The organism is Brackiella oedipodis DSM 13743 (genome assembly GCF_000621025.1).
Lineage (GTDB): Bacteria > Pseudomonadota > Gammaproteobacteria > Burkholderiales > Burkholderiaceae_B > Oligella > Oligella oedipodis.
The window spans coordinates 552,608-579,534 of record NZ_KK211205.1; the positions used below are offsets into that span (position 1 = coordinate 552,608).

Annotated in this window: 26 protein-coding genes and 2 tRNA genes; 16 read left to right on the plus strand and 12 right to left on the minus strand. The window is 45.3% G+C overall.

Annotation, left to right across the window (positions count from 1 at the left end; translation table 11 throughout):
• Window positions 1–409 precede the first annotated feature (409 nt).
• Window positions 410–1,765: an NADP-specific glutamate dehydrogenase gene (gene gdhA, locus Q335_RS0105890; protein ID WP_028357836.1), complete on the minus strand. Its 1,356-nt coding sequence runs from the start codon at window positions 1,763–1,765 to the stop codon at window positions 410–412.
• A 173-nt stretch (window positions 1,766–1,938) separates the two neighbouring features.
• Between gdhA and Q335_RS09470 the strand changes: the two genes are divergently transcribed.
• Complete coding sequence (locus Q335_RS09470; protein WP_038369434.1) at window positions 1,939–2,130, plus strand: hypothetical protein; 192 nt, start codon at window positions 1,939–1,941, stop codon at window positions 2,128–2,130.
• A gap of 115 nt (window positions 2,131–2,245) precedes the next feature.
• On the opposite strand, the gene bamC is transcribed toward Q335_RS09470, so the two are convergent.
• The 3 genes from bamC to Q335_RS0105910 all read right to left on the minus strand — a co-directional run bounded on the left by bamC (window position 2,246) and on the right by Q335_RS0105910 (window position 5,007).
• Window positions 2,246–3,376 carry an outer membrane protein assembly factor BamC gene (bamC, locus tag Q335_RS0105900; protein ID WP_028357837.1) on the minus strand — a complete coding sequence of 377 codons (1,131 nt, stop codon included), beginning with the start codon at window positions 3,374–3,376 and terminating at the stop codon, window positions 2,246–2,248.
• 20 nt (window positions 3,377–3,396) lie between these two features.
• A complete protein-coding gene (gene dapA, locus Q335_RS0105905; RefSeq protein WP_038369435.1) occupies window positions 3,397–4,296 on the minus strand; it encodes a 4-hydroxy-tetrahydrodipicolinate synthase in 900 nt (299 codons plus the stop codon).
• A gap of 87 nt (window positions 4,297–4,383) precedes the next feature.
• Complete coding sequence (locus Q335_RS0105910) at window positions 4,384–5,007, minus strand: L-threonylcarbamoyladenylate synthase (RefSeq protein WP_028357839.1); 624 nt, start codon at window positions 5,005–5,007, stop codon at window positions 4,384–4,386.
• 85 nt (window positions 5,008–5,092) lie between these two features.
• Here Q335_RS0105910 and Q335_RS0105915 point away from each other — a divergent pair, with 85 nt between their 5' ends.
• Window positions 5,093–6,025: a DMT family transporter gene (locus tag Q335_RS0105915; RefSeq protein WP_028357840.1), complete on the plus strand. Its 933-nt coding sequence runs from the start codon at window positions 5,093–5,095 to the stop codon at window positions 6,023–6,025.
• Window positions 6,026–6,126: 101 nt separating this feature from the next.
• Here the strand turns inward: Q335_RS0105915 and Q335_RS0105920 are convergent, their stop codons facing one another.
• Entirely contained in the window at window positions 6,127–6,657 is a 531-nt protein-coding gene (locus Q335_RS0105920; protein WP_028357841.1) for a type 1 glutamine amidotransferase domain-containing protein, read from the minus strand.
• Window positions 6,658–7,041: 384 nt separating this feature from the next.
• Here Q335_RS0105920 and Q335_RS0105925 point away from each other — a divergent pair, with 384 nt between their 5' ends.
• The 3 genes from Q335_RS0105925 to Q335_RS0105935 all read left to right on the plus strand — a co-directional run bounded on the left by Q335_RS0105925 (window position 7,042) and on the right by Q335_RS0105935 (window position 8,111).
• A complete protein-coding gene (locus Q335_RS0105925) occupies window positions 7,042–7,461 on the plus strand; it encodes a thioesterase family protein (RefSeq protein ID WP_028357842.1) in 420 nt (139 codons plus the stop codon).
• Between the two features lie 61 nt (window positions 7,462–7,522).
• Window positions 7,523–7,801 (plus strand): hypothetical protein, encoded by a 279-nt coding sequence (locus tag Q335_RS0105930; RefSeq protein WP_028357843.1) that lies wholly within the window; start codon window positions 7,523–7,525, stop codon window positions 7,799–7,801.
• 22 nt (window positions 7,802–7,823) lie between these two features.
• Complete coding sequence (locus Q335_RS0105935; protein WP_028357844.1) at window positions 7,824–8,111, plus strand: EexN family lipoprotein; 288 nt, start codon at window positions 7,824–7,826, stop codon at window positions 8,109–8,111.
• Between the two features lie 309 nt (window positions 8,112–8,420).
• Here Q335_RS0105935 and Q335_RS0105940 read toward each other — a convergent pair.
• Window positions 8,421–8,496, minus strand: a tRNA-His gene (locus tag Q335_RS0105940).
• A 172-nt stretch (window positions 8,497–8,668) separates the two neighbouring features.
• On the opposite strand from Q335_RS0105940, the gene Q335_RS0105950 reads away from it, so the two are divergent.
• From Q335_RS0105950 to Q335_RS10415, 7 genes are all read left to right on the plus strand, one after another.
• Window positions 8,669–8,745 (plus strand) — tRNA-Arg (locus Q335_RS0105950).
• A gap of 462 nt (window positions 8,746–9,207) precedes the next feature.
• Window positions 9,208–9,468: a hypothetical protein gene (locus Q335_RS0105955; RefSeq protein ID WP_028357845.1), complete on the plus strand. Its 261-nt coding sequence runs from the start codon at window positions 9,208–9,210 to the stop codon at window positions 9,466–9,468.
• Between the two features lie 879 nt (window positions 9,469–10,347).
• Window positions 10,348–11,232, plus strand: coding sequence for a 3-hydroxyacyl-CoA dehydrogenase (locus Q335_RS0105965; protein ID WP_028357846.1), 885 nt, complete (start codon window positions 10,348–10,350; stop codon window positions 11,230–11,232).
• 217 nt (window positions 11,233–11,449) lie between these two features.
• On the plus strand, window positions 11,450–12,721 hold the full coding sequence (locus tag Q335_RS09475; protein ID WP_084493556.1) for an alpha-hydroxy acid oxidase: 1,272 nt from the start codon (window positions 11,450–11,452) through the stop codon (window positions 12,719–12,721).
• Window positions 12,705–13,115 (plus strand): PaaI family thioesterase, encoded by a 411-nt coding sequence (locus Q335_RS0105975; RefSeq protein WP_028357847.1) that lies wholly within the window; start codon window positions 12,705–12,707, stop codon window positions 13,113–13,115. Before Q335_RS09475 ends, Q335_RS0105975 begins: the two co-directional genes overlap by 17 nt.
• Before the next feature lie 21 nt (window positions 13,116–13,136).
• Window positions 13,137–13,937: a sulfite exporter TauE/SafE family protein gene (locus Q335_RS0105980; RefSeq protein ID WP_028357848.1), complete on the plus strand. Its 801-nt coding sequence runs from the start codon at window positions 13,137–13,139 to the stop codon at window positions 13,935–13,937.
• A 113-nt stretch (window positions 13,938–14,050) separates the two neighbouring features.
• Complete coding sequence (locus tag Q335_RS10415) at window positions 14,051–14,185, plus strand: hypothetical protein (RefSeq protein ID WP_281172903.1); 135 nt, start codon at window positions 14,051–14,053, stop codon at window positions 14,183–14,185.
• Window positions 14,186–14,384: 199 nt separating this feature from the next.
• On the opposite strand, the gene Q335_RS0105990 is transcribed toward Q335_RS10415, so the two are convergent.
• The 4 genes from Q335_RS0105990 to Q335_RS0106005 form a co-directional block, all read right to left on the minus strand.
• The gene (locus tag Q335_RS0105990; protein ID WP_028357849.1) at window positions 14,385–15,566 is read right to left on the minus strand and encodes a cupin domain-containing protein; all 1,182 of its coding nucleotides are present in this window, start codon (window positions 15,564–15,566) and stop codon (window positions 14,385–14,387) included.
• 27 nt (window positions 15,567–15,593) lie between these two features.
• Complete coding sequence (gene hchA, locus Q335_RS0105995) at window positions 15,594–16,469, minus strand: glyoxalase III HchA (protein WP_028357850.1); 876 nt, start codon at window positions 16,467–16,469, stop codon at window positions 15,594–15,596.
• 166 nt (window positions 16,470–16,635) lie between these two features.
• Complete coding sequence (gene mutS, locus Q335_RS0106000; RefSeq protein ID WP_156929893.1) at window positions 16,636–19,299, minus strand: DNA mismatch repair protein MutS; 2,664 nt, start codon at window positions 19,297–19,299, stop codon at window positions 16,636–16,638.
• 5 nt (window positions 19,300–19,304) lie between these two features.
• Window positions 19,305–20,786: an AMP nucleosidase gene (locus Q335_RS0106005; protein WP_051532330.1), complete on the minus strand. Its 1,482-nt coding sequence runs from the start codon at window positions 20,784–20,786 to the stop codon at window positions 19,305–19,307.
• Window positions 20,787–20,917: 131 nt separating this feature from the next.
• Between Q335_RS0106005 and Q335_RS09480 the strand changes: the two genes are divergently transcribed.
• Window positions 20,918–21,910, plus strand: a complete 993-nt coding sequence (locus tag Q335_RS09480; protein ID WP_051532331.1) for a mechanosensitive ion channel family protein — start codon at window positions 20,918–20,920, stop codon at window positions 21,908–21,910.
• Between the two features lie 31 nt (window positions 21,911–21,941).
• Here the strand turns inward: Q335_RS09480 and Q335_RS0106015 are convergent, their stop codons facing one another.
• Window positions 21,942–22,703, minus strand: coding sequence for an RNA methyltransferase (locus Q335_RS0106015; RefSeq protein WP_038369438.1), 762 nt, complete (start codon window positions 22,701–22,703; stop codon window positions 21,942–21,944).
• A 101-nt stretch (window positions 22,704–22,804) separates the two neighbouring features.
• On the opposite strand from Q335_RS0106015, the gene Q335_RS0106020 reads away from it, so the two are divergent.
• Together Q335_RS0106020 and Q335_RS0106025 are read left to right on the plus strand one after the other, a co-directional pair.
• A complete protein-coding gene (locus Q335_RS0106020; protein WP_028357854.1) occupies window positions 22,805–23,581 on the plus strand; it encodes an inositol monophosphatase family protein in 777 nt (258 codons plus the stop codon).
• 29 nt (window positions 23,582–23,610) lie between these two features.
• Window positions 23,611–24,465: an undecaprenyl-diphosphate phosphatase gene (locus Q335_RS0106025; protein ID WP_028357855.1), complete on the plus strand. Its 855-nt coding sequence runs from the start codon at window positions 23,611–23,613 to the stop codon at window positions 24,463–24,465.
• A 45-nt stretch (window positions 24,466–24,510) separates the two neighbouring features.
• On the opposite strand, the gene Q335_RS0106030 is transcribed toward Q335_RS0106025, so the two are convergent.
• Window positions 24,511–25,713 carry a CaiB/BaiF CoA transferase family protein gene (locus tag Q335_RS0106030; protein ID WP_028357856.1) on the minus strand — a complete coding sequence of 401 codons (1,203 nt, stop codon included), beginning with the start codon at window positions 25,711–25,713 and terminating at the stop codon, window positions 24,511–24,513.
• A 395-nt stretch (window positions 25,714–26,108) separates the two neighbouring features.
• Here Q335_RS0106030 and Q335_RS0106035 point away from each other — a divergent pair, with 395 nt between their 5' ends.
• Window positions 26,109–26,909 carry an enoyl-CoA hydratase-related protein gene (locus Q335_RS0106035; RefSeq protein ID WP_028357857.1) on the plus strand — a complete coding sequence of 267 codons (801 nt, stop codon included), beginning with the start codon at window positions 26,109–26,111 and terminating at the stop codon, window positions 26,907–26,909.
• The last annotated feature ends 18 nt before the right edge of the window (window positions 26,910–26,927 follow it).

Sequence of the window (26,927 nt, forward strand, 5' to 3'; positions counted from 1 at the left end):
CGCTTCTATGAGAAGCGGTTTTTTTGTGCACTCGAAAAAGGCCAGGCTACCATGGGCTACGATTCTGTGCAAAAGGCAGGAGCGGGGCTTGTATTCATAAAAACCCCGTGACTTGCCCAAAATTCTCGATAGGCAGTGATATCGCCAAACTATCGTTGCGACTTAAGTGGCATCTACAGTCTTAAGGCGCTCACAGCACTTCACAACATTAAAGTTAGGGATGTTCTATTACAAGCCAGCGATAACTAACTAAAGCTAAATAAAGACAAATAAAGGAAGAATAAAGTCAAATGATGGTAAGTTAAGATAAATTAAGCAAATTAAATGTTAACTAACGTTAACTAATGCTATTAAAGACATGAATGGCGCTAAGACCCTTCATGTCTTTAACACTTAAGCAAGGCAGATATTAATAAACCCCTTGCTCAATCATGGCGTCTCCCACTTTGCGGAAGGCCGCAATATTGGCACCCACAACAAGATTGTGTTTCTTGTCGAACTCTTCAGCGGTGCTAGCGGCTTGTTGGTAAATATTTGCCATAATCTCTTTAAGCTTGTTATCGACTTCATCAAAGCTCCAACTGAGCATAGAGGCATTTTGTGCCATCTCGAGCTGACTCACAGCGACACCGCCAGCGTTGGCCGCTTTGCCTGGCCCATACATAATGCCCGCATCCAAAAAGACATCAACCGCTTCTGGTGTTGATGGCATATTGGCACCTTCTGAAATTAGGGTGCAGCCATTTTTGAGAAGTTCTTTAGCGTCTTCTTGGTTTAATTCATTTTGGGTGGCACTTGGGAAGGCAATATCGCAAGGTACAGACCAAACCTCATTACGACCTTCTCGGTAGTCTTTGACTGCCGTGTATTTAGCATGTGGGCGTTTTTGGAGGTAATCCTCTAGGCTTTGGTTGGTGCCTGTTTCTTTGAGCTCTTTGAGGGTGGCTAGATCAATTCCTTGTTCGTCGTAAATAAAGCCACGAGAATCACTACATGTAACGGCTTTGGCGCCTAATTGCTGCAGCTTCTCGATGGTATAAATAGCCACATTACCGGCCCCAGAGACGACGGCCGTTTTACCCTCAAAGTCTTGATAACGGTCTTTGAGCATATTTTGGGCAAAATACACGGAACCGTAGCCAGTGGCCTCTGTACGCGCTAGTGAACCGCCCCACAAGAGTTTCTTGCCGGTGAGCACGCCTTCGTATAAGCCCGTTAAGCGCTTATATTGGCCGTAGAGATAACCAATCTCGCGACCACCCACGCCAATATCGCCAGCGGGGACGTCAATGCAAGCGCCGATATGGCGGTAAAGTTCGGACATAAATGCCTGACAAAAACGCATGATTTCGGCATCGGATTTGCCCTTAGGATCAAAATCACTGCCGCCTTTAGCGCCACCAATAGGTAGACCGGTCAGGGCATTTTTGAAGATTTGCTCAAAACCTAGAAATTTAATAATACTGGCACTAACGCTTGGGTGAAACCGCAAACCGCCCTTGTATGGACCTAAGGTAGAATTAAATTGCACCCTGAAACCACGATTCACTTGGATTTTGCCGGCATCGTCAAACCATGCCACACGGAAAGTAATTAAGCGTTCAGGCTCTACAATACGTTCAAGAATGGCGTTTTTTTGGTATTTGTTTTCTTTTTGGAAGAGGATGTCTAAGGAATCCAACACTTCTTTGGCAGCTTGACAAAATTCAGTTTCGTTTTTGTTCGTGCGTTGAAAACGCTCGTATACGTCGGATAAATAGCTCATAGAATTTCCAGTAAATCTAGGTTAATAATAATCATTCATTAATATACTATAGTAGAAAAGAACAGAAATTTTTGTTATTGATGATTCCTAGGATTTCTACTAGTAGCTATCTATATTTACCATAAAATTACCTTAAAATGACCGTTTCTTGACGTCTAAGCTATCTTGCCTCCATGCGACTCCTAAAAAAACTACTGCAGCGACCTATCGTAACGATTTTATTACTCAGTCTTGTGTTGTGGGTCTTTATCAATAATGTATTAATCGCTTTTATTATGGCGCTATTATTTGTGGTGCTCTTAGGCATGGTTGTTGCACTCATTGAACTTAAACGTCAACCCAAAAAACCAAATAACAAACTGTGATTAGGTGGAGCACTTTTTCAGTGTCTTAAAGAGCCAAAAAAAACACCCCCACATCGCATGTTGGGGGTGTCTTGTAGTGAACCCGTGGTAACAGGTTTATCGAGGTGACTAAGAATTAGAATTTCTCAGCCACGACTCGCAAAATACGGCGTGCAGTAGAAGTGGCTGAAGCCTGATCTTCTTTGGCAAGATTATCTGCTGTAATGACCGTTTGGGCACCGTCATTACGGACGTGAATGGTATAGACCTCTGGACTGAGGTTACCATTACTACCCCACATACGGGTAAAGATATTGCCGGCCTTGCGTACTACGCCGTTATCGGTATCAAGATAACGCACTTCGTAAGTGCCCTTGCTTTGGTCACGGTTGACAACAGTAAAACCAGCGGCTTGTAATGCATTACCGACACGTTGCCAAGCTTCTGGTGCCGCAATGGAGGTAACTAGGCCGTCTTTGCTGGCATCAAAATCAATGTTTTTGGAGACTTGTAGGGTTTGTACAGTCTTGGCTTGACGCACTTGATCCGCTGCCTTGTCTTGATTGATACCGAGATATTGCATAAAGCGCGCAATCATAACGGCATTGAGACCTGGATCTTCTTTGGCTGGTAACCATTTGAATTCATTACCGTCACGGTCCATAGGGGTCTCAACCATGCGTTCATGGTTGATGTGCACCTCAGTTTTGCCATTCGCGCGCTCTAAACGCGTCGTAAAGCGCTCGCGCTCGCCACTGTCAGAGACCAAGTCAATGAGGGAACCGACCACGCGGCGTAAAAAGTTACCTGGGATTTTGGCACGATTTTCGGCCCAGTCCGTTCTGACGATACCGGCAGTCGGATTATCCTCGTTGATCGTAAACCCTTGCTCATTCCAGAATTCAATCACTTTGTTATAGACAAACTTAGGATCCCTGCTAATGACTAACCAGCGATCTGAACCACTTCTGAGCACTTGTACATCGCCTGATTCAGGCAAAACGGCTGAGCTATTTTGGGCCGATTTCGCGGCATCCTTGCTAGCTTGAGCATACGCATTGGCAGAAGCCACTGCACCTGCATCATAACGCGGATTAATCTGGGCTTTGGAAAGATCCGGTGGCAGACTGAGTGGATCGCCACGAACGGTGCTTTTGTAGTCGACTTGCTCTTCGCCAAAGCCAAGGATGTCATCGGTGCTACTACACGCAGATAATAGAACTGCCGCGCCTAACACAGTAACGGCAAAACGTGATTTCATGCTCATTGAAAAAATCCTTTGGATATTTATAGTAATTCAACTGCTTCAAGGGCTTTGATGATTGTTTGCTGACTTTGCTCGGAAGGTTGGCAAAGTGGCAAACGGTAGCCTAATTCGGCAGTTTTACCTATTTTGTACAAGGCAAATTTTACAGGAATAGGGTTGGCTTCGCAGAATAAAGCCGAATTTAGGGGAGAAAGTTTGTTATTGAGACGTTGTACCGTGGCGATATCGCCTTGGCTAGCTGCCATGCATAGTTGGTGCATGAGTTTGGGGGCAACATTGGCCGTGACGGAAATATTGGCTTGACCCCCTAACAGAATCAAAGCCGCTGCCGTAGGGTCATCACCGCTGATCACTTGAAAATCCTGAGGCTTGCGGGAAAATAAATCACCTAAACGCGCGATATCGCCCGAAGCTTCTTTGATACCGATGATATTAGGAATCTCTGCCAAACGTAAGATAGTGTCGTTAGACATATTGGCCACAGTACGACCTGGCACATTATAAAGAAGGGTGGGTAAGGGGCTGTGCTCGGCAATAGTCTTGAAGTGTTGATACATGCCTTCTTGCGTTGGCTTATTGTAGTAAGGACACACCGAGAGCCCAGCTTGAGCGCCAGCGTCGTAGGCGTTGTTTTGGAGGTGGATGGCTTCTTTGGTGGAATTAGCGCCCACGCCCGCAATGATAGGGATACGGCCTGCAGCATACTCCACGGCTTCTTTGATAAGGTGGATATGTTCTTCGACACTAACAGTAGGCGATTCGCCGGAGGTACCGGCAATCACAAGCGCATCTGAACCCTCTTGTATATGCCAATCAATAAGGGCTTGAAATGAATCGTAATCAACCTCCCCATTGGCAAACATCGGCGTAATTAAGGCGGGAATGCTGCCTTTGAAGTTAATGTTAGCTTGACCTACCATAATGAATCCTGCTGTAAATACTAATTAATTGACCAGTTTACACGATATTTTAAAATTTTTTTGTAACTACTGAACTAGGGGTTACCTTTAGAGACCGATACGGTGAGGATCGCCTAAACCTTGTCGTATTACTTCGTAAGGTGAGCTGGTCAGATCGACAACAGTGGTGCCCTGTGGTTGGCAGGGCCCCGCTGTGATAATGCCGGCAATGTCGTTTTTGTAGTCATCCATAAATTCGCCTGCCTCAGTAAAGGGGAGTTCGGCATCGGGCGCCATAAACGTGGTAGACACCAACGGTTCGCCCAAGACGTCGAGTAATTTTAAGACGACTTTATGGTTCGGGATACGAATCCCAATGGTCTTGCGGGACGGATGGGAGACCTTCTTAGGGACATCTTTGGTGGCCTGCAAAATAAACGTCCAAGGACCTGGAGTCGCTGCTTTGAGGAGGCGGTATTGCTGGTTATCCACCTTGGCGTATTTTGCGATTTCCGATAAGTCTTTACACATCAGTGTGAGTAGATGTTGCTCATTGGCACCGCGTAGGGTACGCAGTTTTTTGGCCGTGTCTTTGTTATCTAATTGACAAACTAAGGCATAGCTAGAGTCTGTGGGTATTGCCAATACATGACCATCTTGTAGCAGTTGTGCGGCCTGCTTGAGGTAGCGGTATTGGGGGTTATCTGGATGTAGGTCAAAAAGAATACTCATGGTTTCAAGCTATGAAAAAATAGGGATTTACACAGGTTATCTACTATAGTAGATCTTCACTCATAATTGTCAATTATCACGCCCTATGTCTGTCACCCATACCCAACCAAAGCAGCAAAGCCATCTCTTGTTAGGAACCGTCTGTGGTCTACTTTCTGCTCTGATATGGGGCTCGTTTCCGACCATTACGCATATAGGTCAAGACGCAAGCACGGGTTTGGACTTTTGGGATATTACATTTTTACGCTTTGCCACGGCTGGCATTCTGATGTTGCCAATATTGCTCAAATATAATCACAAAAAAGTCCCTTGGTATGGCTATATTTATTTAGTTACGGGCATTGGGGCTCCCTATATTTTATTGCTTGCTTGGGGACTGCAAGATCAACCAGTCAGGCAATATGCGACGCTGGTACCAGGCACCATGATTTTCTTTTCCTTGCTGATTAGTGTGTTGTGGTTGCGTCAGCAGATCAGATCCTCCATATTATTTGGCGCCATAATGATCATTGTTGGCATTGTTGTTATTACACTCGAAGACGTCTTTAAAGGGCAAATTTCCTTTAGTTTATATTTGCCTTTTTTGATTTGTGGTTTTATTTGGGGCAATTACACCGTCACGGTCAAACGCTATGGCTTGAGTGCCTGGCATGCCACCGCTATTGTGGGCGTCTTATCGGCGGTATTGTTTTCACCGCTTTATTTTGCGGTCAAGGGAGCCCATATTTTTAATGTCAGCTTCTGGCCAGTGCTGGTGCAAATCCTCTATCAAGGGCTAGGTTCTTCTATTTTGGCGCTATACTTTTTTAGTAAATCGATCGAGCTATTAGGCGCCGCAAGAGCCGCCACATTTACTGCCTTAATTCCGGTGGTGGCCGCCATTATTGCTTGGTTTGCCATCCACGAGGCTTCTAGCCCGCAAACCATGCTGGGGTTATGTATTATCACTGTGGGCATGCTCGCAGCCGTTTCGGGGCCGTTTATCGTACAACAGTGGCAGCGTTATAGAGGTCAATGACCCCATTAATTTCCTTGTTGATTCTAGTGATCAAGTAAAAAGCCGCAAGTATACGAATGATACTTGCGGCCATTTTAAGCGTCGCTTTAACTCAAAAGTCACTAAGCCGCATCAATGGCATTGACAAAGTCTTCTAAATCATTTGGATTGCGAGAAGTAATCAATAAATAACCATTGTCTTTGCATTGCACCACGGATTTGTCATGCCACTGAGCGCCTGCGTTTTCTAGGTCTAAACGAATGGAAATATAAGACGTTAAGTTCTTGCCTTTGCTTAGTCCTGTATCAATCAACACCCAAGGGGCGTGGCAGATCGCAGCGACAGTTTTGCCGGCCTGCGCATGGGATTTGACGAATTGCTGAATATCTTCGTTTATGCGTGCATTATCGGCATTGACCGTACCTCCCGGTAAGACCACGACATCGAAATTTTGCTCTACGTCAGCAATTTTGGCATCGGCGCTGACGACTTTATCCCAGTCTTTGTCAGCCGTCACGGTTTGGATGGATTTGCCGTCTGGCGTGGCGATTGTCACCTTATGGCCCTTGGCCTTGAGCTGCTCTGCAGGAACAGTGAGCTCATCACGCTCCACACCAAACGCTGTCGTTAAAATCAAAATGTTTTTAGACATATTCATACTCCCTAAAGATTGAAGAAATCTGCAATCTCATTGTAACGAGCTCAGAAGGGTGGACATTATTAATGGTATGGCTAGATACACTTCGTCGTGATAATGTAATTAAATAAAAAAATTGTTGCAAAATGAAACAAAAATAAATACAATGGTTATATGATCTCAAATGCTCAAGAACTGCAGGCCTTGCAAGTTTGGTTTGTGTGATTTTGTATTTATTCATATTTAAGTTCATTTTAAAATTCCTTTGATAGTTAGTTTAATTTAACCACCTATGCATGCATAGGTGGTTTTTTATTTCATGTAGCGGCGCGCTAGCCCCTTGACTGCCTTGTCCTTGCATTAAAATGGCAAATTCAAAAAAATAAACAGGAGATAAAGATGCCGCAGTCAATCAAAAAATCTGACTTTAATTATTTGGGTAAGGACAAAATTCGTTATAGCGATTTAGATGTGCAAGGTCATGTCAATAACGCCGTATACTCAAGCTATCTAGAAACGGGTCGAACTGAATTTATGGTACAACAAGCGCTTGATTTTCCTGAGGATACGGGATTGGTGATTGTACGGTTAGAGCTCGACTTTTTGCAGGAAATGACAGAAAAAGGCCAGCAAATTGAGGTTGGTACGCGCATCAGCTCTTTAGGCAATAGCACCGTTAATTTTGAGCAAGCCATTTTTGTGGGTGATCAATGTACGGCGTTTGCGCGTATTGTGGCAGTTTATTTTGATCAAAAACAACGTAAATCAATCAAAATTGAAGGTAAATTTAGAGAGCAACTACAGGCGCTGATTGATTAAATCTACTGAAGATTGGCAAACGTAGCGCTAATTATTCATCCCAGGAAAAATATAGTTTTACATGGATATTATCAAAATATATTTCACCTTCCGTGAGTCGCCCCAAGACGTTAAAGATTCTTTTTGGAAGATCTACGAAAGCCTACGTTTATTAATTGTTTATATCGGTTTTTTTGGGACGGCTTTTGTGGTGATTTCGATTCTCATCAATCTGAATCGTAATATAGTGCTCGGCTACTTATTAGCCACGCAAATTTATCTTATTTTAGGTGTGGCAAGTGCGCTATTAATTTTATATATACTATTAAAAATAGCCCTAAAAAAGCATATGCTTAGTTAATTTGACGTTCAAGGAGAAGGTCTTGAAAAAATGTATTCCACTAATAGCAGTGTCTTTGGCACTAACGCTTTCAGCGTGTTCTAGCGGTCACTACACAGTCGATGAATTGGCTTCAAGTAATAAATATTACAATAAGGCCGTCAAAGCGTGCCAAGCCGGAGAGATTGAAGCAGGGGATCCGACTTGCGAAAACCTAGAACAAGCAAAACTACGTCGTAGCGAGCGTGGGTTTAATAATTTACCTACCGGTGTCGTTCCTCAGAAAAAGGCCAAACCTGTCAGTGATGAATTAGACTTTAGCCAGTCGTAAAGATGATTAATATTTAATTAGCCTCGCTAGCCTGTGCACAGTCTGGCGAGGCTTTTTTATGTGATTGAACGTGAAACAGCTTGTAGTCGTATTGGAGTCACTTAGCCAGAGCGTAGCCCTGCCGGTTTTTAGCGTAGATAGACTATTTATTCAAGTGATGTCTGGCTAGATATAATGAGTAGGCACAAAAAAACCACTCCAAGAGTGGCTATCGAGGTGATGAATATGCTTTTAAATAGCTTTTAGTAAGCTATAAATAATAAGCTATTTAATAATAAGCTTATATAGTAATAAGAGTAATAAGCTATTTGGGGTGGCTGATGGGGCTCGAACCCACGACAACCGGAATCACAATCCGGGACTCTACCAGCTGAGCTACAGCCACCACAAATAAGAATAAAATTTTAGCGGCATTTGTCAGGCTTGTCAATACCTTTTTGGAAAATTTCTAAATTTGCCGCTAAGTCATAGAGTGCTTGTCTAAAAATATTTATTTGCAAAAGAGCAATCATTGTCAAGCTTATGTGAAACGGTTAAAATGCTGGTTCGCTAAAAACGTCTCCGTAGCTCAACTGGATAGAGCACCCGCCTTCTAAGCGGGGGGTTGTGAGTTCGATTCTCGCCGGAGGCGCCAAAATCTCTTTTCGCAAGCCTTCATATCGCGTCATAAAATAAAGTAAGCTACTGAAAAATATAGGTTTTTTTGTTTCATTACTGTTTTTGTCTGTTCATGCCTGTTTTTCTACTTTAGGGTAACTTTTAGGGTAACTTTTAGGGTAACTTTTCTAGTGTTAATTACTAAGAGTTTACTCTTGCCTTTAACCGATAAATAAATTAAACAACTCCCATCGCCTCTGTCTGGTGTTTCTAAGCACTTTGATGGGCTAGGTCTTTATTTACAAATAAATCAGGCCAAAAGTATTGGTGTTTGCAATACCATCGACCAGAGGATAAGAAAAAAGACGTGATAGCAATAGGAGTTTATCCCGCCGTTACCCGATACAGAGGTTGATAACGAGAGTGAGGCATTAGAAGCCCTGATAGCAGGGGCGATAGGTATATAATGGGTTAAAAAAACTCGTTACAGGAGTGAAAGATGCTTATTCTATATAGTAGCTTGTGTGGGTTGTTTGATTTTTTACCAAAGTTTGGAACCGTACAAGGGGTATGGTTCTATTACTTTTTAGGATGTGCGCTTGTCGCTTATATAGCGTATTGTTTAGATAAAAATCCTATTAAATGGTTTTTTATAAGCGTAATGATTACGCCTATTATTGGTTATCTTGCTTTATTTTTGATTTATCAAATTACCGATTTTCTAGTAAAACGTAAATTAAAGAAACAGGATAAATTATGAAAAAATAGCCCCGTATTTACGGGGTTTTTTATTAGGTATAGAAAATAGCATTCATGATTATCAAACTCAAATGGCGCTGTCGCCTCTTAGCGGCGATTGCGCTCGTATTCCTGCTGGCAGGTTGTCAAACCTCATGATGCCATACAACGCGCCAAGAACGCCGCTACCCAACAATCCTCAAAATCCTTTTCATCCCGTAGATCTCTTTAAATCATTAGCCGTTTTATGGATTAGAAACGACACTGGCTGAAAACATCTGCACGCTAGTGGTTCTCTGCAGAATATCGCTTGTTATGTTGAATGACTAGCGTTATACTGAAGAAAAAATAGGTGAGTCCTGCCTCAATGGGCGATTATATTCATAGGTGAGTCCTGCCTTAATGGGCGATTAAATTCATAGGTGAGTCCTGCCTTAATGGGCGATTAAAAAGGGTAACGGCGTGCCATTACCCTTTCTTATTGGATGCGATTTGTCGCTTGCGATTGACGAAGATGGATATCTTCAATCCAAAGCCATTTGAACCTTTGGCAACCACCAATTGCAGTGGCTCAGCAGCGCTCATATTAGACAGTGCGACTTACAGACGTCAGGCGCCATCCTATTGTATAAGCCATACGGGTCAATGCTTGAGAGCGTTTAAGTGATTAAAAGCGCCGGCTAAATAAAAGACCACTAAAAGAAAAAACTGAATGCTGTCCTTAAGCAAACAATACAGCTTAAGACAGTGCGATCACGACGCGAGTGAATACTGACTGTCGTCTTAGTACAATCCCCTCAAATTGTCCTACAAAAGCATGCTATTATTAAATAGTCAATACTCATGCAACGCTCAATAAGCGAGCGTTTTCTTCAGTCATTTCTAATAGGAGAGTGTCAGTATGGAATCCAAAAATATTACAGTCATTGGTGCTGGTGTGCTCGGTGCACAAATTGCTTATCAAGCGGCCTATGCTGGTCATCATGTGACGAGTTACGACATCAATGATGAGGCCTTGCAAGCCGCTCAGAAACGCTTTGATAAATTAGGCAAGAATTATATAGCGGATTTGCAGGATGCTACTGAAGAAAAAATCAAACAAGCCAAAGAACATTTAACATTGACCTCAGATTTAGCACAGGCGGTCAGCCAAGCGGATCTTGTGATTGAAGCTGTACCCGAAAATATCGATCTCAAAAAAGAAATCTGGCCAGTGATTGGCAAAAATGCGCCAGATCATGCGGTCTTGGCGACTAATACCTCTACCCTTAAACCTTCAGATTTTGCAGATGCTACGGGTCACCCTGAGCGCTTTGTTACCATGCATTTTGCCAATGAAATTTGGATTCACAATATCTGCGAAATCATGCCAAACCAAAAGAGTGATTCGCAATACCTAGAAAAGGCGGCACAATTTGCCAAAATCATGGGCTTTGAGCCGATTATTCTCAAAAAAGAACAACCGGGTTATGTGCTCAATACACTTTTAGTACCGCTATTGCATGCCACCGCCTATTTAATTGCCAATGAAATTGCTGAACCTAAGGATATCGATAAGGTGTGGCGTAATGCGACCGGTTCACCTAAAGGCCCTTGCGAAATTATGGATACTGTCGGTTTACGCACGGTCTTAGCGGTAAATACTAACCAAGCAAAAGCCGGTGATGAGACGGCCGCTAAATTTGTCAAAATTCTGCAATCGAAGTACATCGATCAAGGCAAAATCGGTATTGAAGGGGGTGAGGGCTTCTTTAAATACGACGACAATAATAAAATCGTCTCATAATACAAGCACGCAACGCTTTATTTTTTAGTCAGCCTAATTGGCTTTAACACTCCGCCCCCAAGGTAATTGATTACTTTGGGGGATTTTTTTTGTTAAATCTGACTTCTCAAAGCTGGATAATTTTCCTTACTAAGAATAACACCTAATTGCATTTTCACATTAAAGGGTTTTTAATTAAGGGATAATTTGTAAACATTAAAAACTATAAGAGCCCATTATGTCAGACTTATCCAAAATCACATGTATAGAAGATCTCCGTCAGGTTTATTTACGTAAAGTCCCTACCATGTTTGTGGATTATTGTGAATCGGGCTCATATACGGAAAGTACCTTTCGCGCTAACCAAGAGGATTTTCGTAAACTTTTATTTAGACAAAAAGTCGCGCGCGATTTAAGTAATCGCACCGTCGCCACCCAAATGATTGGTCAAGATGTCGCCATGCCCGTTGCGATTGCCCCAACAGGCTTAGCCGGCATGCAGCATGCCGACGGTGAAATTCTAGGCGCCAAAGCCGCCGAGGAATTTGGGGTGCCATTCATTTTATCGACCATGAGTGTGTGCTCCATCGAAGATGTGGCCCAACATACCAATAAACCGTTTTGGTTCCAATTGTATGTTATGCGCGATATGGACTTTATCAGACGTTTGATTGATCGCGCCAAGGCGGCCAATTGCAGTGCGCTTATGATTACCCTAGATCTCCAAATTCTAGGTCAACGTCACAAAGACATTAAAAATGGCTTAAGTACCCCGCCTAAGCCTACCCTCAAAAATATCCTTAACCTAGCCACCAAGCCAGAATGGTGCTTCGCGATGAGCAAAACGAAGCGCCGTTATATGGGTAATATCGTTGGCCATGCCAGCAATGTCAGTGATATGCGGTCTTTATCAGCGTGGACCGTTGAGCAATTTGACCCCCAACTCAATTGGGATTCTGTCAAAGAAATCATGGATTATTGGGGTGGTAAGGTCATCATCAAAGGCATTATGGAAACCGACGACGCCATAAAAGCCGCCGAAATAGGTGCGGATGCTATCGTGGTGTCCAATCATGGTGGTCGTCAACTCGATGGGGCACCGTCCTCTATCTCAGTGTTGCCAGAAATTATTCAAGCGGTGCGCCAAGCGGGTCACAACACAGAGATCTGGGTTGATGGTGGTGTTCGCCAGGGCCAAGACGTCTTGCGTGCGCGCGCTCTAGGTGCCCAAGGGGTACTTATCGGTCGCCCTTATTTATATGGTTTAGGAGCCTATGGTCAAGAGGGAGTCTACAAAGCGTTAGAACTGATCCAAAAAGAACTGGATATTTCTATGGCTTTTTGTGGTCATACCGATATTAATCAGGTCGATAGCCATATTCTACGTAATCCGGAGTTGTACGCGCCCAAACCGCAAACAGACAAGCAAGGGGCCAACACAGACGCGCAAACTGACGTAAAAGAGCCGCAAACAGAGGATAAAGGGGGCAAAGATGTTAAGAAGTCTTGAGCAAGCTCGCGAGATCCTCAAACAGCAACCGTTTTCGCAATTATTAGAAACGGAATTGCTTGATTACACCGAAGAGCATGTTAGCCTTAGCGTTCCCGTCACTGATAAGGTGACACAACATTTTGGCTTTGCCCATGGGGGGCTCGTGGCTTTCTTGGCAGATGTTAGCCTCACCTTTGCAGGTGGCATTGCCCTGGGGCCCAAGGTCATCACCTCCGAATTTAAGATTAATTTTTTGCGCCCGGGCATTGGACAGACGCTCATTGCCGAGGCGTCAGTATTGGGAGCTGGCAAGCGTCAAGCGGTGACTCAGACGAAGATATATGCCATCAATAACGACACGCGTAAATTATGTGCGGTAGCGCAGGGCACTATTGTTAAGCTCGAAGATTAGTCAGGCTAGATACGAGTAGTGATGATCACCATTTTAATGTTTTTAGCCGCAGGTGCTGTCATAGGGATTCTTGCTGGCCTACTAGGGGTGGGCGGTGGCGCGATCGTCGTGCCTGTGCTCTTGTACTATTTAGCCTCGCATGGTGTGGCGGAAGCTCTACACATGAAAATCGCACTGGGGACCTCTTTTGCGACGATCGTCATGACCGGTTTATCCTCAGTGTATGCACACAACAAAAAAGGCTCCATCTTGTGGCGAGTGGTTGGCTTTATGGCGATTGGATGCATCATCGGAGTCATGCTGGGCAGCACGGTGGTTCGTTATCTGAGTAATACCTCACTTAAGGCGATTTTTTGTGTATTTTTGGCTTACACGGCATTTAAAATGCTCTCAAATGCTCGGCACCCGGAGCAGCAAAGCGTGCAGCAGGCCAGTCGCCTGCGCTATACCTTTTTTGGTTCCATTGTGGGTTTTATGTCTAGCTTTGTCGGTATTGGCGGCGGCACTATTACCGTTCCTCTTCTAACTAAAGTAGGGCATACCATGCAACAAGCGATTGGCTCGTCCTCCGCTTTGGGCGTGGTCTTAGCCTTGTCAGGTGCTTTTTTTGCCATTCTCAATGGTTGGCATCAGCCAATGTTGCCAGCGCATTCGCTAGGCTATGTGTATTTGCCCGCTTTTGTGGGGATTTCTATTGCCAGTATGCTTTTTGCCCCTCTGGGCGCAAAGCTGGTTTACATCTTACCCACTAAGCGTATCCGGCAAATTTTTGCGGTGTTTTTGCTAGCCGTCTTAATTGACTTATTAGTGCATTTATTCTAATAAATTGTCCTATCTGGCATTTTATGTTACGTTTTTAAAAGTAACTTCACTTGCCTTAAGGATCCGAGGCCACTATATTAGTAGCTTAACCCTCTACTTAAAAGGAGTCTGTGATGTCACAAGCGCAAAAACCATTTGAAAAAGAACAAAGCGAAGAACAAAAAGAGCATGAAGTCGAAAAGGACGTGGACGAGCGTGATGCTGATCCCGATGAAGTGTCCGAAGAAAACATGGTAGGCGGTGAATAAGTCATTGCCTGTGTGACTTGATCTTTCAGGCGCATCACGGAATCGCCTGAGTCTAGGAAACGCATAGATGGATGCACTAGACTAAGCTCAACAGCTGACCACAACCTACCTACATTGCAAACACCCCCATCGCTTTACAAGCGTATGGGGGTATTTTTATGAGGTGATGTTTGGTAAAAACGAAAGTGGCGCTTTTAAGTTACTGAGTCTTAATCTGCATCCAACCGTCATCTAAGGCTTGAAGGATGAGATTTTGGGTGTCAGCATCAGCGTCACGTAATTTAGCGACCGCAATTTCTCTGTTATCGGCGAGTTCTATAAGTATTGGATTGAGCGCTATGTCGACCACTTCGCCATTAAAGAATAATGCCTGGTTTTTGTAGAGCATGCGTGATTGCAAGTCCAAGCAGAGGAGCGTGTCGTCACTTAGATCCTCTAATTCGATTTGTTCTGCGGCGATCTGAAATTCACTCAATTGATTCGGCTCGGTCAACCAACAACCCAAGTAGCGAGCCACGAGATCCTCGCTAAATTGCAGCGCATTAACTAATCCTAAACCGGTATCAATCATTCTTTGGGGCAGTTCAGCGCTATGGTTGGTAGCCGCGCTATGGCGATCTTCGTAAACCCCCGCAAACTGCATGCCTTTCAATGCAGGTTCCGAATATAAACCGATGCCTAAACCGTTATTAATACTGACTTGATCAGCGGCAGCCTCGAGAATACCGCGCACCATTTGCGCCAGACTTAAGGTTCTAAACCCAATCGAGATCGTGATGCAGTCGGGGCCCAGCGCCACCCCGTCATGCGCACATTGCGGGGGTAGATACAACATATCGCCCGGCTCAAGCGTAAAGGCTTGCTCGGGCTGAAAATTTTGCAAAATACGGCAGGGCAGACCAGGAATAAGTGTTTTGTCTGCTTGCTGGCTAATACGCCAATGCCGTTTGCCATGTGCTTGCAACAAAAACACATCATAGCTATCAAAATGGGGGCCAACACCACCGCCATCGGCCGCGAGGCTAATCATGACATCATCAAAACGTGCCTCTGGAATAAAACTAAATAATCGCGCCAGTTGCTGCACGGCAGCATGGTGTAGATCCACGCTTTGCACCAATAAGGTCCAATTCGACTCATTCATGCTTGGACAAGAGTGAATTGGACCTTTTTGTAAAAACCACTGCTGCTCTTGGTGGCGAATGAGTCTAGATTCTACCTGCTCGGATTGCGCTAAGGCTTGCAGCTCATCAATACTGATTGGCAGTGTAAAGTTGGCAATGGCTTGTCGAATCAAGAGAGGCTTTTGCTGCCAGACTTCTTGCATAAATTGCCACGGGCTGTATTGACCGAGCAGGTCTAGTTTTTTATCGAGATTCATTCGTACTTAAGGATTACGGGTCAGTGGTTAGTCTTTGATGGCATTCAGCAGTTCTTCGGCCGCCAATATACCGAGCGCGTTAGAAGCAAGAGGACTATCGCCAGTTAAGAGTTTTCTGTCTTTATGCGTTTGTCCTGTCATTTTATCGTTAACCACCTTGAGACCTTGTTGGGTGAGTAAGTCAGCCACTAACCATTGCAAACGTCCTGGCAAATAACCAATATCGAGGTTAGCACCTTCGTCTAAGGCATCCGGGAAGACGCAAACAGAGTAGCCCTTAAAGGGTGACTCTTGACGATCCAGACCTGCAGATAATAAGGCCGCTGGGCCATGGCATAAGGTAATGATATGCTTGTCATTTTCTAGGGCCCAATCGAGCGATTGTTGAACCGCTTTGCTATGGGAAATACCCACGACTGCCGCATGTCCACCTGGAATAAAGAGTGCAATGTAATCAGAATCAGGACCTAAATCGTTTTTGATGACGTCCTCAAGGACCTTAGGTTGTTTAAGCTTAGCGAGTAATTTTTGGTAGGTAGACTGCACAGCTTGGTCTTCTTGTGGCATCGCCCATAATTCTAATTTGACGGGGTAGCCACTGAGGGTAGCGACGTCAACATCAAAGCCCGCCTCCATTAAGTGATGCAAGGGTAACAACATTTCTACAGGGTGATTACCGGTAGAAAAAAACTTACCGTTTTGTAAAAGCACATAACGCTCTTCGGCAGCAATCATCAGTACTTTCCATTTGCCACCTTTATAGGCATCTTTAAATTTAACGCCGTCAAAATCAGTTTTCGGGGCTGTATATTGACTTAAAGAATAGGGGGAAGGGAAATACGCATTATCTTCGGCGTAATCGCGGCTAGGTTCTTTACTTAAGCGGTTAACATCCTTGCTCATTTCTCTCATCCTTTTTTGTGTGCACAATATCGCGTTGCTAGTGATTAGCCTGGGATAAGGGGTGTGCGCGAGCCCTTTATCCTTGCTGGTTATAACACTCTGCTCTTACTAAAGCAAATGCCTGAATGCTTGTATTTGTTATTTTTTCTTAAATATCAATCACTAATTACGAATCCCTGTCCGTGAACTGCTGCTTTAAGTGATATAGTGCATCCAAGGCCTGGCGTGGACTTAATTCATCAGGATCGATCTGCGTCAACGCTTGTTTGAGGGCGAGCGCTTCAGGATCAGGGGCTGGCTCATTAGCGGTGGCCAGCTCTGCGTCTGACATGGCATGACTCGGTTCAGCAAATAAATCCAGTTGTTGATGGTCTTGATTTTGTTGTTCCAAGCGCTCTAATTCACGCTGTGCCTGACGCACGACGGCCATCGGGATGCCCGCGCGTTGTGCCACTTCAATGCCATAACTACGACTGGCAGGACCTTCTTGAACCTCATGCAAAAATACAATATTACCAGCAGTTTTGGCGGCACTAAAATGAATATTAACGGCATGTGCAGTTTGATCTGCGAGCTTAGTAATTTCGAAATAGTGAGTTGCAAACAGTGTTAGGGCTTGGTTGTGATGCAACAAATGACAGGCAATCGACCACGCTAAGGCTAGACCATCATAGGTGGAGGTACCGCGACCGACTTCATCCATCAACACCAAGCTATGTGGACTGGCCGCTGCCAAGATACTGGCCGCTTCTGTCATCTCCATCATAAAGGTAGAACGGCCACCCGCTAAATCGTCGGCCGCACCAATCCGCGTAAAAATCCGATCAATATCACCAATCAGTGCCTGTTGGGCAGGCACAAAACTACCCATACGTGCTAATAAGACGATTAATGCTGTTTGACGCATATAGGTAGATTTGCCACCCATATTAGGGCCCGTAATGAGTAATAAACGCCGCTCAGTATTTAAATCACAGTCATTCGGTGTAAAGCGCTCTATGCTACGTTCGACAATGGCGTGACGCCCTTGAGTGATATGAATTTGCGCTTCATCACTCAGGCGTGGGGCGACCCAGTCGTTGCTGTAGGCATGCCAAGCTAAACTCGCAAAAACATCGAGTTGCGCCAGTGCCCGAGCGCATGCATATAAAGCGGATACATAGGTTTGTAATTGTTCAATCAGTTGCTCAAAAAGATATTTTTCGCGACTCAAACAACGATCTTTGGCGGATAAGACTTTATCTTCCCAGTTCTTCAGTTCGGGTGTGATATAGCGTTCAACATTTTTGAGGGTTTGTTTGCGTCGATAATGCAAAGGGGCTTTGTCGGCCTGGTTTTTGCTGACCTCTATATAAAAACCATGGACGCGGTTGTATTCAATTCGCAAATTACTAATGCCAGTCTCTTGGCGCTCTTTTTGCTCCATTTGCAGTAAAAAATCACCGCTAGCTTGAGATAGTTGACGAAACTCGTCGAGTTCCTCATCAAATCCCGTGGCAATGACACCCCCTTCACGGACAAGCGTGCTGGGTTCGGCCGCTAGCGCATTTTGTAAAAGCGCCAGCAGCGGCGCCTCGAGTTGTAGAGCACGATGCAAAGGCATTAAGGCAGAGCTATCGTTAAATTGCGCTTCGATAAGGGCCCTGACGGCGGGCAACTGTTGCAGACTCTCTCGGAGGGCAGCTAATTCTTTGGGCCTTACAGAAGCAAGAGCAATGCGCGTCGCAATGCGCTCAATATCTGCCATATTGTTAAGACTTTGACGCAACTTGCTACCTGTCTGACCGGCGCCTTGACAGGCAAATAATTCGGCCACCGCGCTTTGACGCTGGGTCACGCTTGCGGTATCACGTAAGGGATGATGCAGCCATTGGCGCAATAAACGCCCCCCCATGGGCGTGTTGCAATGATTGAGCAAATTAAATAGGGTCGGGCCTTTATCTCCCTGAATAGTCTCACTAATCTCGAGATTGCGTCGAGTGACTGGATCAAGCACTAAATATTGCTCTGGATAATCAACCTGAATGGCTTGTAAATAAGACAGCGATTGGGTCTGCGTATGTTCTGCATAGCGGAGCAGCGCGCCTGCTGCGCATACCGCCGCTGGCATATGATCTAAGCCAAAGCCCCCCAAAGACGCTATCTGGTAATGCTGACACAAAAAATCATGATTGCTTTGGTAATCAAAATGCCAATCGGCGGTTTTGCTCATCGCCGCCGGATAGGGTTTTTCGAGCGAAAAACCATCTGCTGTGACGATTTCGGCGGGCGCGATGCGATGAATCTCGCTATCCAATTGTGCTGGCTCGCATTCACAGACTTTAAAAACACCACTGGAAAGATTCAACCAGGCTAGACCATAGATGGACTTGCGGCCTTTGGAGCGCAGATAAACCGCCATGAGTGGGCGCTCATTATGAGCGGGCAAGAGTGCATCATCCGTCAATGTTCCTGGGGTTACGGTGCGGACAATTTTGCGCTCGACAGGGCCTTTAGTACTGGCGGGATCCCCAATTTGTTCACAAATCGCGACGGATTCCCCCATGGCCACTAGACGAGCCAAATATTGTTCCATGGCATGCACGGGAACGCCGGCCATGGGAATAGGTTCCCCGTTTGAACTGCCGCGCTTGGTGAGGGTTAGGTTCAGGAGCTTAGCCGTATAAATGGCGTCCTCAAAAAACATTTCATAAAAATCACCCATGCGATAGAACAGCAAAATATTACCTGCTTCATGTTTCAGTTGCAGGTATTGCTTCATCATAGGGGTGTGACCCGCAAAGGGGTCAGATGATGGAGGATTCTCTGTTGATGTGGAACGAGTGGACATGCAAATTATTTGAAGGGGGTTTCTATAAAGCTACGAAGTTTACGAGAATACAGACGATCGCTGGGCATTTGGCGTAAAAACTCTAAGGCTCTCAAACCGATTTGTAGGTGTTGATTAATCTGCGTAGTATAAAAAGAATTGGCCATGCGAGGTAGCTTAAGTTCGCCATGTAAAGGTTTGTCAGAGACACACAATAAGGTCCCATAAGGCACCCGAAGTCTAAAGCCATTGGCCGCAATCGTCGCCGATTCCATATCAAGACCAATGGCTCGCGATTGTGATAAATGTTGGTCTAAGTCTTTTTGGTCCAACAATTCCCAATTACGATTATCAATGCTAGCGACGGTGCCTGTGCGCATAATCCGTTTGAGCTCCCAATTTTGTAGGCCGGAAATTTCTTCGACGGCTTTCTCGAGAGCGACTTGAATCTCTGCCAAAGGAGGTAGTGGCACATGTAAGGGCAGGTCAGCATCCAAGACATGGTCATCACGCACATAACCATGGGCAAGGACATAATCGCCCAGTTGCTGAGTATTGCGCAAGCCAGCACAATGACCAAGCATGATCCATGCCGAAGGTCGCAACACACCAATATGGTCAGTAATTGTTTTGGCATTAGAGGGGCCAACACCAATATTGACCAAGGTGATGCCATTATTGTCGGCACGTTTGAGATGGTAGCTTGGCATTTGCGGTAGACGCGTTGGTTTTTGGTGGTTGATCGCGCCTTGGCGACTCACAAAATTACCTGGTTCGACGAGCTCGGTATAGCCAGAGTCAGGGTCTTCAAGCCATTGCTTAGAAAGTGCGCAGAACTCATCGACGTAAAACTGGTAATTAGTAAAGATCACAAAGTTTTGGAAGTGTTCAGGTAAGGTGGCCGTGTAGTGCTCGAGCCGTTGTAAAGAGTAATCCACACGCGGCGCCGTAAATGGCGCAAGTGGGTGATCCTCGCCGGGAGCTAAGCGCAATGTACCATTGACAATCGCATCATCAATAATGGTCAGATCAGGTACATCAAAATGATTACGGATTAATAAGTTCTGTGACTCTGTGATTTGTGCAGCCACTGAAAGCTTATCGAAATAACAAAAATGTAAAGGAATGGCGGTTTGTGACAAACCGACTTGAATCGCCACACCGTGATTTTTGATAAGCAATCCCATTTGCTCGATTAAGTATTTTTTGAATAACTCGGGACGCGTCACGGTGGTAACGTAGGTCTCGGGTTCCGTCGCATAGCCATAGGCTAGGCGACTATCGACGAGCTGGTGTTGCTCTAGATGAAAACGAATCTGCGGATAATAACCACGTACATGCACATGACTGGGGAGTTCATTTTTGACATAGGCCCGAAAATGCTCGGTGATAAATTGGCATTGTTGCTCATAAATAGCGAGCAGTTGCTGGTAAGCTTTTTCGGCATCAGTAAAACTTTGCTGTGGTGTAAATGGCGGGCTAATCACTGTCTTGGCACGCATCGGCATTCTGAACTCCTGAGACCTCTCTAACAAAGCAAAAATAAGCTTATTTACGATTTATCAAATATTATTTCATAATAAGGTGTTTTTTGTTAAAGTTAGACTAAATTTCAATTTTTTACGAAGTGAGGATAAGCATGGATATGCAGCATGTGACGGCACATGATTTCTCTTCCCGATTGGTGAATTTTAGTATTACCTTAGCTATCGCCATTGTGGTGTTATGTGTCGGTTGGTGGCTTTCCAAAAAAGCCGCCCAATTACTAGTAAAGATCGCCCATAGAAACCAAAAGATCGAACCGACAGTCATTCCAATGCTTAGAGATACGGCAATGTGGGCGGTACGTATCGTTACCTTATTGACGGCGTTTGGTATTTTAGGGATTCAAACCACGAGTATTGTGGCCATTATTGGTGCCGCTGGTGTGGCCATTGGTCTCGCTTTGCAAGGGACCCTACAAAATATCGCGGCCGGTATTATGTTGTTGTGTTTGCGCCCGATTCGCAATGGCGAGAGTGTAGATATTGGCTCGGTCTCAGGGACGGTCGAAGAGATCAATCTCTTTTTAACTCGTCTCAAAAAAGCCGATGGCGTCTATATGACGATGCCAAACAGTAGCATTTGGAACAGTACGATTGTCAATTACAGTCGCAACAAAATCCGTCGTATGGATTTAGCGGTCACCGTTTCTTATCAAGATGATATTACGAAGGTGCTTGAAGTGCTTGAGGAGATGATCAAAAAAGATCCTCGTATATTGAGTGAACCAACTTCTTACGCTTTTGTGAGTGACTATAAAGATAGCGTGGTGGTGGTCAATATGCGTCTTTGGACCAATGTCGAGGATTTTTGGGCCACCCAAGAGCAAATCCGCGCGCAAATTCGTCAGGTGCTCACGCAAAATGGCTTTGCTTTGCCAGTACCACTTAGAGCGCAAGTTAATGACGACGATCGTGATGATGATAATCAAGCTTCTGTTACTGCAGACCAAGATTATCCAGCGGCTAAGCCACAAACAAAGGCACCACAAGGTCAGGATCAAGAGGCAAAGCCGTCAGCGAGCCCAGAGCAAACGCCAGATCGCGCGCCGCATGTGGTGGCCGCTAATCAAGCCAGTGACAAGCCCTAGCCTGTAAACTTCCAAAAAGCTTTGAGGTCACTCAAAGCTTTTTTTGTGACTGGATAATTTGCTTACAAACCCCGCGCAGCATTTGATTTTCTTCTTGGCTCATGTGCGAACGCGTGAGCCAATAGCGCATGCGTAACATAAGTTTTTTGGGGTGTTGTGGATCCAAAAAACCAATCGCTTCTAAGGCTTCTTGCCAGTGTGCTAATAGGGCCTCCGTTTGCGCTTGTGTCGCCAATAGCGGCTGCTCTGCTGCCGCGGGCGCTGGTGCCGATTCGGCCAGCGCATAACGCAGCTCCCAAGCCGCCAATTGCAAGGCCTGGGCCACATTCAGTGAGCTGTACTCAGGATTGGCAGGGATATGACAAATATAATGACAAAGACTAACTTCCTGGTTACTGAGACCGCTGCGTTCATTACCCAGCACAATGGCGACTTGGTGCTGCTCGTGTTGTGTCAAATGCGCTTGTGCCAACTCAGCGGCCTGGCGAATATTCAGTGCCGTAGGTCCCATGTCACGATGTCGGGCGGTCAGCGCAAAAGACAATGTCACCGGCGCTAGTGCGGCATCGAGTCGGTCAAGCACTTGGGTTTGCTGCAAAACGTCTTGGGCTGATTTAGCCAAGGCGATAGCATCCTCGTGCACTAAGATATTGGGCGTGCGCGGTGCTGTCAAACAAAGTTGTGTAAAGCCCATGGTTTTGAGGGCACGACAAGCGGAACCGACATTACCCGGATGACTGGGTTGCGTCATAATAAATCGACAACGCGCGGCAAAATCTTGAAAAACTGGCACCAATCACCTCAATATGTATATTTTTATAAATCTACTAGGATAAATGAACCTAGTTATTTTAAAATAAACGTTTTTAAACAGTTTTGAAATAGGTTAAACCCATGCACCCAATGCTAACCATTGCCATTAAGGCAGCTCGTCGGGCCGGCTCTATTATTAATCGTGCCAGTTTAGACCTAGAAAAAGTCAGCGTGACCCAAAAAGGCCCCAATGACTTTGTGACGAATATTGATCACGAGGCCGAAGAGGCGATCAAACAAATCCTATTAGATGCCTATCCAGATCACGCGATTATTGGCGAAGAAACTGGAAGCACTGGCTCATCCGATTACAAATGGTTGATTGATCCATTGGATGGCACCAAAAATTTCATTCATGGCTTTCCGGGCTATAGTATTTCTTTGGCATTGGCGCACAAGACTCAAATTATTTTGGCCGTCATCTATGATCCCAATGCTAACGAGATCTTTACGGCCACCCGTGGCAGCGGCGCTTTTCTGAATAACCGTCGTATTCGCGTCAATACTCACAACATCCACTTGCATCAAGCGCTCATCGCTGCTGGTACGGTGCTAGCCCCCCAAGAAAAAACCGAGTTTGTGCAAAACATCCCGAATGTCATCCAAAAATGCAGCGGTTATCGTCGCATTGGCACGACGGCACTGGAATTAGCCTATGTGGCGGCGGGTCGCCTAGATGGTTATATCGCGCGTCGTCGGAACGCCTGGGATACCGCGGCAGGTAGTTTATTAGTCCTCGAAGCCGGTGGTTTAGTAGGAGATTTTCTTGGTCAACAAGGTTGGATGAGTAGCGGTAATATCGTCGCAGGCTCACCCAAAATTTTTGCGCAGATGTTGCTTGCTCTTAACGAAGAATAAGTTTTTGTTTTACCCAGTCTAGTTTTTGTATGGATATTATTTACTTACTTAAGGCCGTCGTTATTGGTATTGTCGAAGGTATTACCGAGTTCCTACCTGTGTCTAGCACGGCGCATATTCTTATCGTCAGTGACTGGCTCAACTTCGATATGGACAATAGTGTTGTCTTTGATATTGTGATTCAGCTAGGGGCGATTTTTGCTGTCATTTGGATTTATCGCCAAGAGTTACTGCATATTATTTGTGGTTTTTTCAAAGGGGATCGCACCCAATTATTATTTGTGCGTAATCTTTTGATTGCCTTCTTGCCAGCTGCCATTATTGGCTATTTGTTAATTCATGCCATAGAGAGTTTGCTTAACGCCAAAGAAAACATGTTGATCTATGCCATCACATTATTTGTGGGAGGTCTCATCATGATTTGGGTCGAGAGCCGTCCTAGCATGGCTAAACCCGCCCCTGGCCCAGACACGGCTGAAGAGGTCGAACGTGGCCTTCATGAAATTTCTTGGAAGCAAGCCCTAGTAGTGGGGTTAGCGCAATGTCTAGCCATGATTCCAGGGACCTCACGTTCTGGCTCAACCATTATTGCCGGGATGTTGGCCGGCGTACCTCGTCGTGCCGCCACAGACTTTTCCTTCTTTTTAGCCATTCCTACGATGTTAGGCGCCTCCACGCTAAGCCTATTACGTCACGGTCACGAGATGTCTGGCGACAATTTGAGTATGGTAGCCATAGGTTTTGTGGTGTCATTCTTTAGTGCGCTAATCTTTGTCAAAGGGCTCCTCAAATTTATCTCTCGCTACTCGTATCGTCCATTTGGTTGGTATCGTATTATTTTTGGGATTTTTATTGCTATATTGGTTGGCTTTGCCGCCGTCTAATACCCCCAAAACACACAAAAAAGCTCGCCATCTGGCGAGCTTTTTTTAGTCAAGTAAATCTTCGAGCCCAAACTCTTGCAGCACTTCCTGGGTATGTTGCCCCAGTGTAGGTGGGGCTTTTTGGTACTGTAGGGGAGTGGCAGAAAACTTAATAGGATTGGCAATACTAGGCGTTTGACCGGCTAATGGGTGTTTAAGGTGCTTAAGAATTTGCCGATGTTGCACTTGCTTGTCTTCAAACACTTGTTTGAGATTATTAATCGGACCACAAGGAATACCGGCCTGCACCAAAGTGTGAAGCCAGTGTTCAGATGGTTTGAGCGAGGTGATGGCAGTGATTAAACCGACGATCTCGTCACGATGCGCTAGCCGCGCAGAGTTAGTCTGATATCGCGCATCTTCGGCCCATTCGGGATGCCCTAATACATCTGCAAGTTTTTTGAACTGACCATCGTTGCCGGCGGTAATAATAATATGGCCATTGGACGTCGGGAATACTTGATACGGTACGATATTTTGGTGAGCATTGCCCGCCCGTTGCGGAATAGTGCCGCTGGTTAGGTAATTCATGTTTTGGTTAGCTAAAAGCGCGACCCCACAGTCAAGCAGCGCCATATCAATATATTGGCCTAACTGACTGTGATGGCGTTCGTGCAGTGCCGCGAGAATGGCAACTACGGAATTCATACCTGTAAATAAATCAATCACAGCGACCCCTGCTTTTTGGGAGCCTGCCCCCGGTAAGCCATCGCGCTCACCCGTAATACTCATAAAGCCTGCCATGCCCTGCAAAATAAAGTCATAACCCGGCTCATGGGCCATCGGGCCATCTTGGCCAAAACCCGTAATGGAGCAGTAAATCAAACGGGGGTTATGTTGCTTGAGACTATTGTAGTCGAGACCGTATTTTTTGAGACCGCCCACTTTGAAGTTTTCTATGAAGACATCGCATTGCTTGGCCAACTCGATAATAATGCGCTGACCACGTTCGCTGGCTAAATCCACCGCCACCGAGCGTTTATTGCGATTAGCGCTGAGGTAATAGGCCGCTTCGCTGGTGTCTTTGCCGTATTCGTCCTTGAGATAGGGCGGCGCCCATGCACGCGTATCATCGCCACGGCTAGGGTGTTCTATTTTGATGACATCAGCACCTAAATCGGCTAAATACTGTGTACACCAAGGCCCCGCAAGCACGCGTGTGAGATCCAGTACCTTGATGCCATGTAAAGGTAAATTACGTGTGTTCATAATAATGATTAGTCAAAATGAGCCAATATAAGTCTTCAATGCCCGATGAGGATTTACATGAATATTCGGTTAATGCCTGTAATACCACACTAATACCAGATTAATACCTGATTAATGCCAGAGTAAGACCCGCATAAAGGGCTACAAAAACAGATATAAATGCTGGCTATAGCTAGCGAAATGCTGGCATAGCTACTGGCATAACTACTCGTATAAAGGTTTAGTAGCGTCTGCATAAACACTAGCCAAACTTAGTTATTATCCCTATGGCAAGTGCTGACAATATAAAGGCATAATTAATTTATCTTAGCATCATCCGCCGATATCTTAATGGCTATGGTAGTGACTAGGGTTTAACCCTAGCAGAGACGGTAAATTTACAGTTAGGAGACAATATGACAGCGCATCACTTCAGCACCATTCAATTTAAGGTCCAAGACAATATCGCTTATTTAGTTCTGAATCGCCCCGAAAAAGCCAATAGTCTCAACGCCACCATGCATGAGGAGCTGCAAGCTGTACTCACAGAGATCGAACCCCAAAAGCAGATTCGCGCTTTAATTATAAGTGCTAACGGTAAAGCCTTTTGTGCCGGTCAGGATTTGAGTGAACGCATTTTGCATGACAGCGATGCGCCGCGTGATCTGAGTTTGACTATCCAAAAATACTACAAGCCCTTAATCACACGCTTGGCGCGTTTACATTGTCCAGTGATTTCTGTAGTGCAAGGCGCTTGCGCTGGAGCGGGCATGAGCTTAGCCTTAGCCGCAGACATCGTGTTTGCGACGCAATCGGCTTATTTTTTACAAGCCTTCGCTAAAATTGGCCTGGTTCCTGATGCGGGTTCGAGTTATTTTTTGATCAATAGCGTTGGCTTACCCAAAGCCATGGCATTGGCCATGTTGGCCGATAAATTATCTGCCCCAGAGGCTGAGCGCATGGGCTTAATCTATAAGGTAATTGCAGACGATGCCATAGAGTCCACCATCCAAGCCGTGGCGCAGCAACTATCACAAACCGCACCGTTGGCTTTGCGCGGTATTAAACGTCTCATGCGTCAAGGTGTCAATAACTCACTAGACGAACAAATAGACTTTGAAGCCGATATTCAGCGAGAGGTTGGTTACTCAGCCGATTTCAAAGAAGGCGTGGCTGCCTTCCTCGAAAAACGAGCGCCGCATTTTAAAGGGCAATAATCTTTCGTTCTAGGGGTA

Coding starts and splice junctions, on each gene's coding strand:
- gdhA (WP_028357836.1), bottom strand. CDS start 1,765: ATGAGCTATTTATCCGACGTATACGAGCGTTTTCAACGCACGAACAAA.
- Q335_RS09470 (WP_038369434.1), top strand. CDS start 1,939: ATGCGACTCCTAAAAAAACTACTGCAGCGACCTATCGTAACGATTTTA.
- bamC (WP_028357837.1), bottom strand. CDS start 3,376: ATGAGCATGAAATCACGTTTTGCCGTTACTGTGTTAGGCGCGGCAGTT.
- dapA (WP_038369435.1), bottom strand. CDS start 4,296: ATGGTAGGTCAAGCTAACATTAACTTCAAAGGCAGCATTCCCGCCTTA.
- Q335_RS0105910 (WP_028357839.1), bottom strand. CDS start 5,007: ATGAGTATTCTTTTTGACCTACATCCAGATAACCCCCAATACCGCTAC.
- Q335_RS0105915 (WP_028357840.1), top strand. CDS start 5,093: ATGTCTGTCACCCATACCCAACCAAAGCAGCAAAGCCATCTCTTGTTA.
- Q335_RS0105920 (WP_028357841.1), bottom strand. CDS start 6,657: ATGTCTAAAAACATTTTGATTTTAACGACAGCGTTTGGTGTGGAGCGT.
- Q335_RS0105925 (WP_028357842.1), top strand. CDS start 7,042: ATGCCGCAGTCAATCAAAAAATCTGACTTTAATTATTTGGGTAAGGAC.
- Q335_RS0105930 (WP_028357843.1), top strand. CDS start 7,523: ATGGATATTATCAAAATATATTTCACCTTCCGTGAGTCGCCCCAAGAC.
- Q335_RS0105955 (WP_028357845.1), top strand. CDS start 9,208: ATGCTTATTCTATATAGTAGCTTGTGTGGGTTGTTTGATTTTTTACCA.
- Q335_RS0105965 (WP_028357846.1), top strand. CDS start 10,348: ATGGAATCCAAAAATATTACAGTCATTGGTGCTGGTGTGCTCGGTGCA.
- Q335_RS09475 (WP_084493556.1), top strand. CDS start 11,450: ATGTCAGACTTATCCAAAATCACATGTATAGAAGATCTCCGTCAGGTT.
- Q335_RS0105975 (WP_028357847.1), top strand. CDS start 12,705: ATGTTAAGAAGTCTTGAGCAAGCTCGCGAGATCCTCAAACAGCAACCG.
- Q335_RS0105980 (WP_028357848.1), top strand. CDS start 13,137: ATGATCACCATTTTAATGTTTTTAGCCGCAGGTGCTGTCATAGGGATT.
- Q335_RS10415 (WP_281172903.1), top strand. CDS start 14,051: ATGTCACAAGCGCAAAAACCATTTGAAAAAGAACAAAGCGAAGAACAA.
- Q335_RS0105990 (WP_028357849.1), bottom strand. CDS start 15,566: ATGAATCTCGATAAAAAACTAGACCTGCTCGGTCAATACAGCCCGTGG.
- hchA (WP_028357850.1), bottom strand. CDS start 16,469: ATGAGCAAGGATGTTAACCGCTTAAGTAAAGAACCTAGCCGCGATTAC.
- mutS (WP_156929893.1), bottom strand. CDS start 19,299: ATGTCCACTCGTTCCACATCAACAGAGAATCCTCCATCATCTGACCCC.
- Q335_RS0106005 (WP_051532330.1), bottom strand. CDS start 20,786: ATGCCGATGCGTGCCAAGACAGTGATTAGCCCGCCATTTACACCACAG.
- Q335_RS09480 (WP_051532331.1), top strand. CDS start 20,918: ATGGATATGCAGCATGTGACGGCACATGATTTCTCTTCCCGATTGGTG.
- Q335_RS0106020 (WP_028357854.1), top strand. CDS start 22,805: ATGCACCCAATGCTAACCATTGCCATTAAGGCAGCTCGTCGGGCCGGC.
- Q335_RS0106025 (WP_028357855.1), top strand. CDS start 23,611: ATGGATATTATTTACTTACTTAAGGCCGTCGTTATTGGTATTGTCGAA.
- Q335_RS0106030 (WP_028357856.1), bottom strand. CDS start 25,713: ATGAACACACGTAATTTACCTTTACATGGCATCAAGGTACTGGATCTC.
- Q335_RS0106035 (WP_028357857.1), top strand. CDS start 26,109: ATGACAGCGCATCACTTCAGCACCATTCAATTTAAGGTCCAAGACAAT.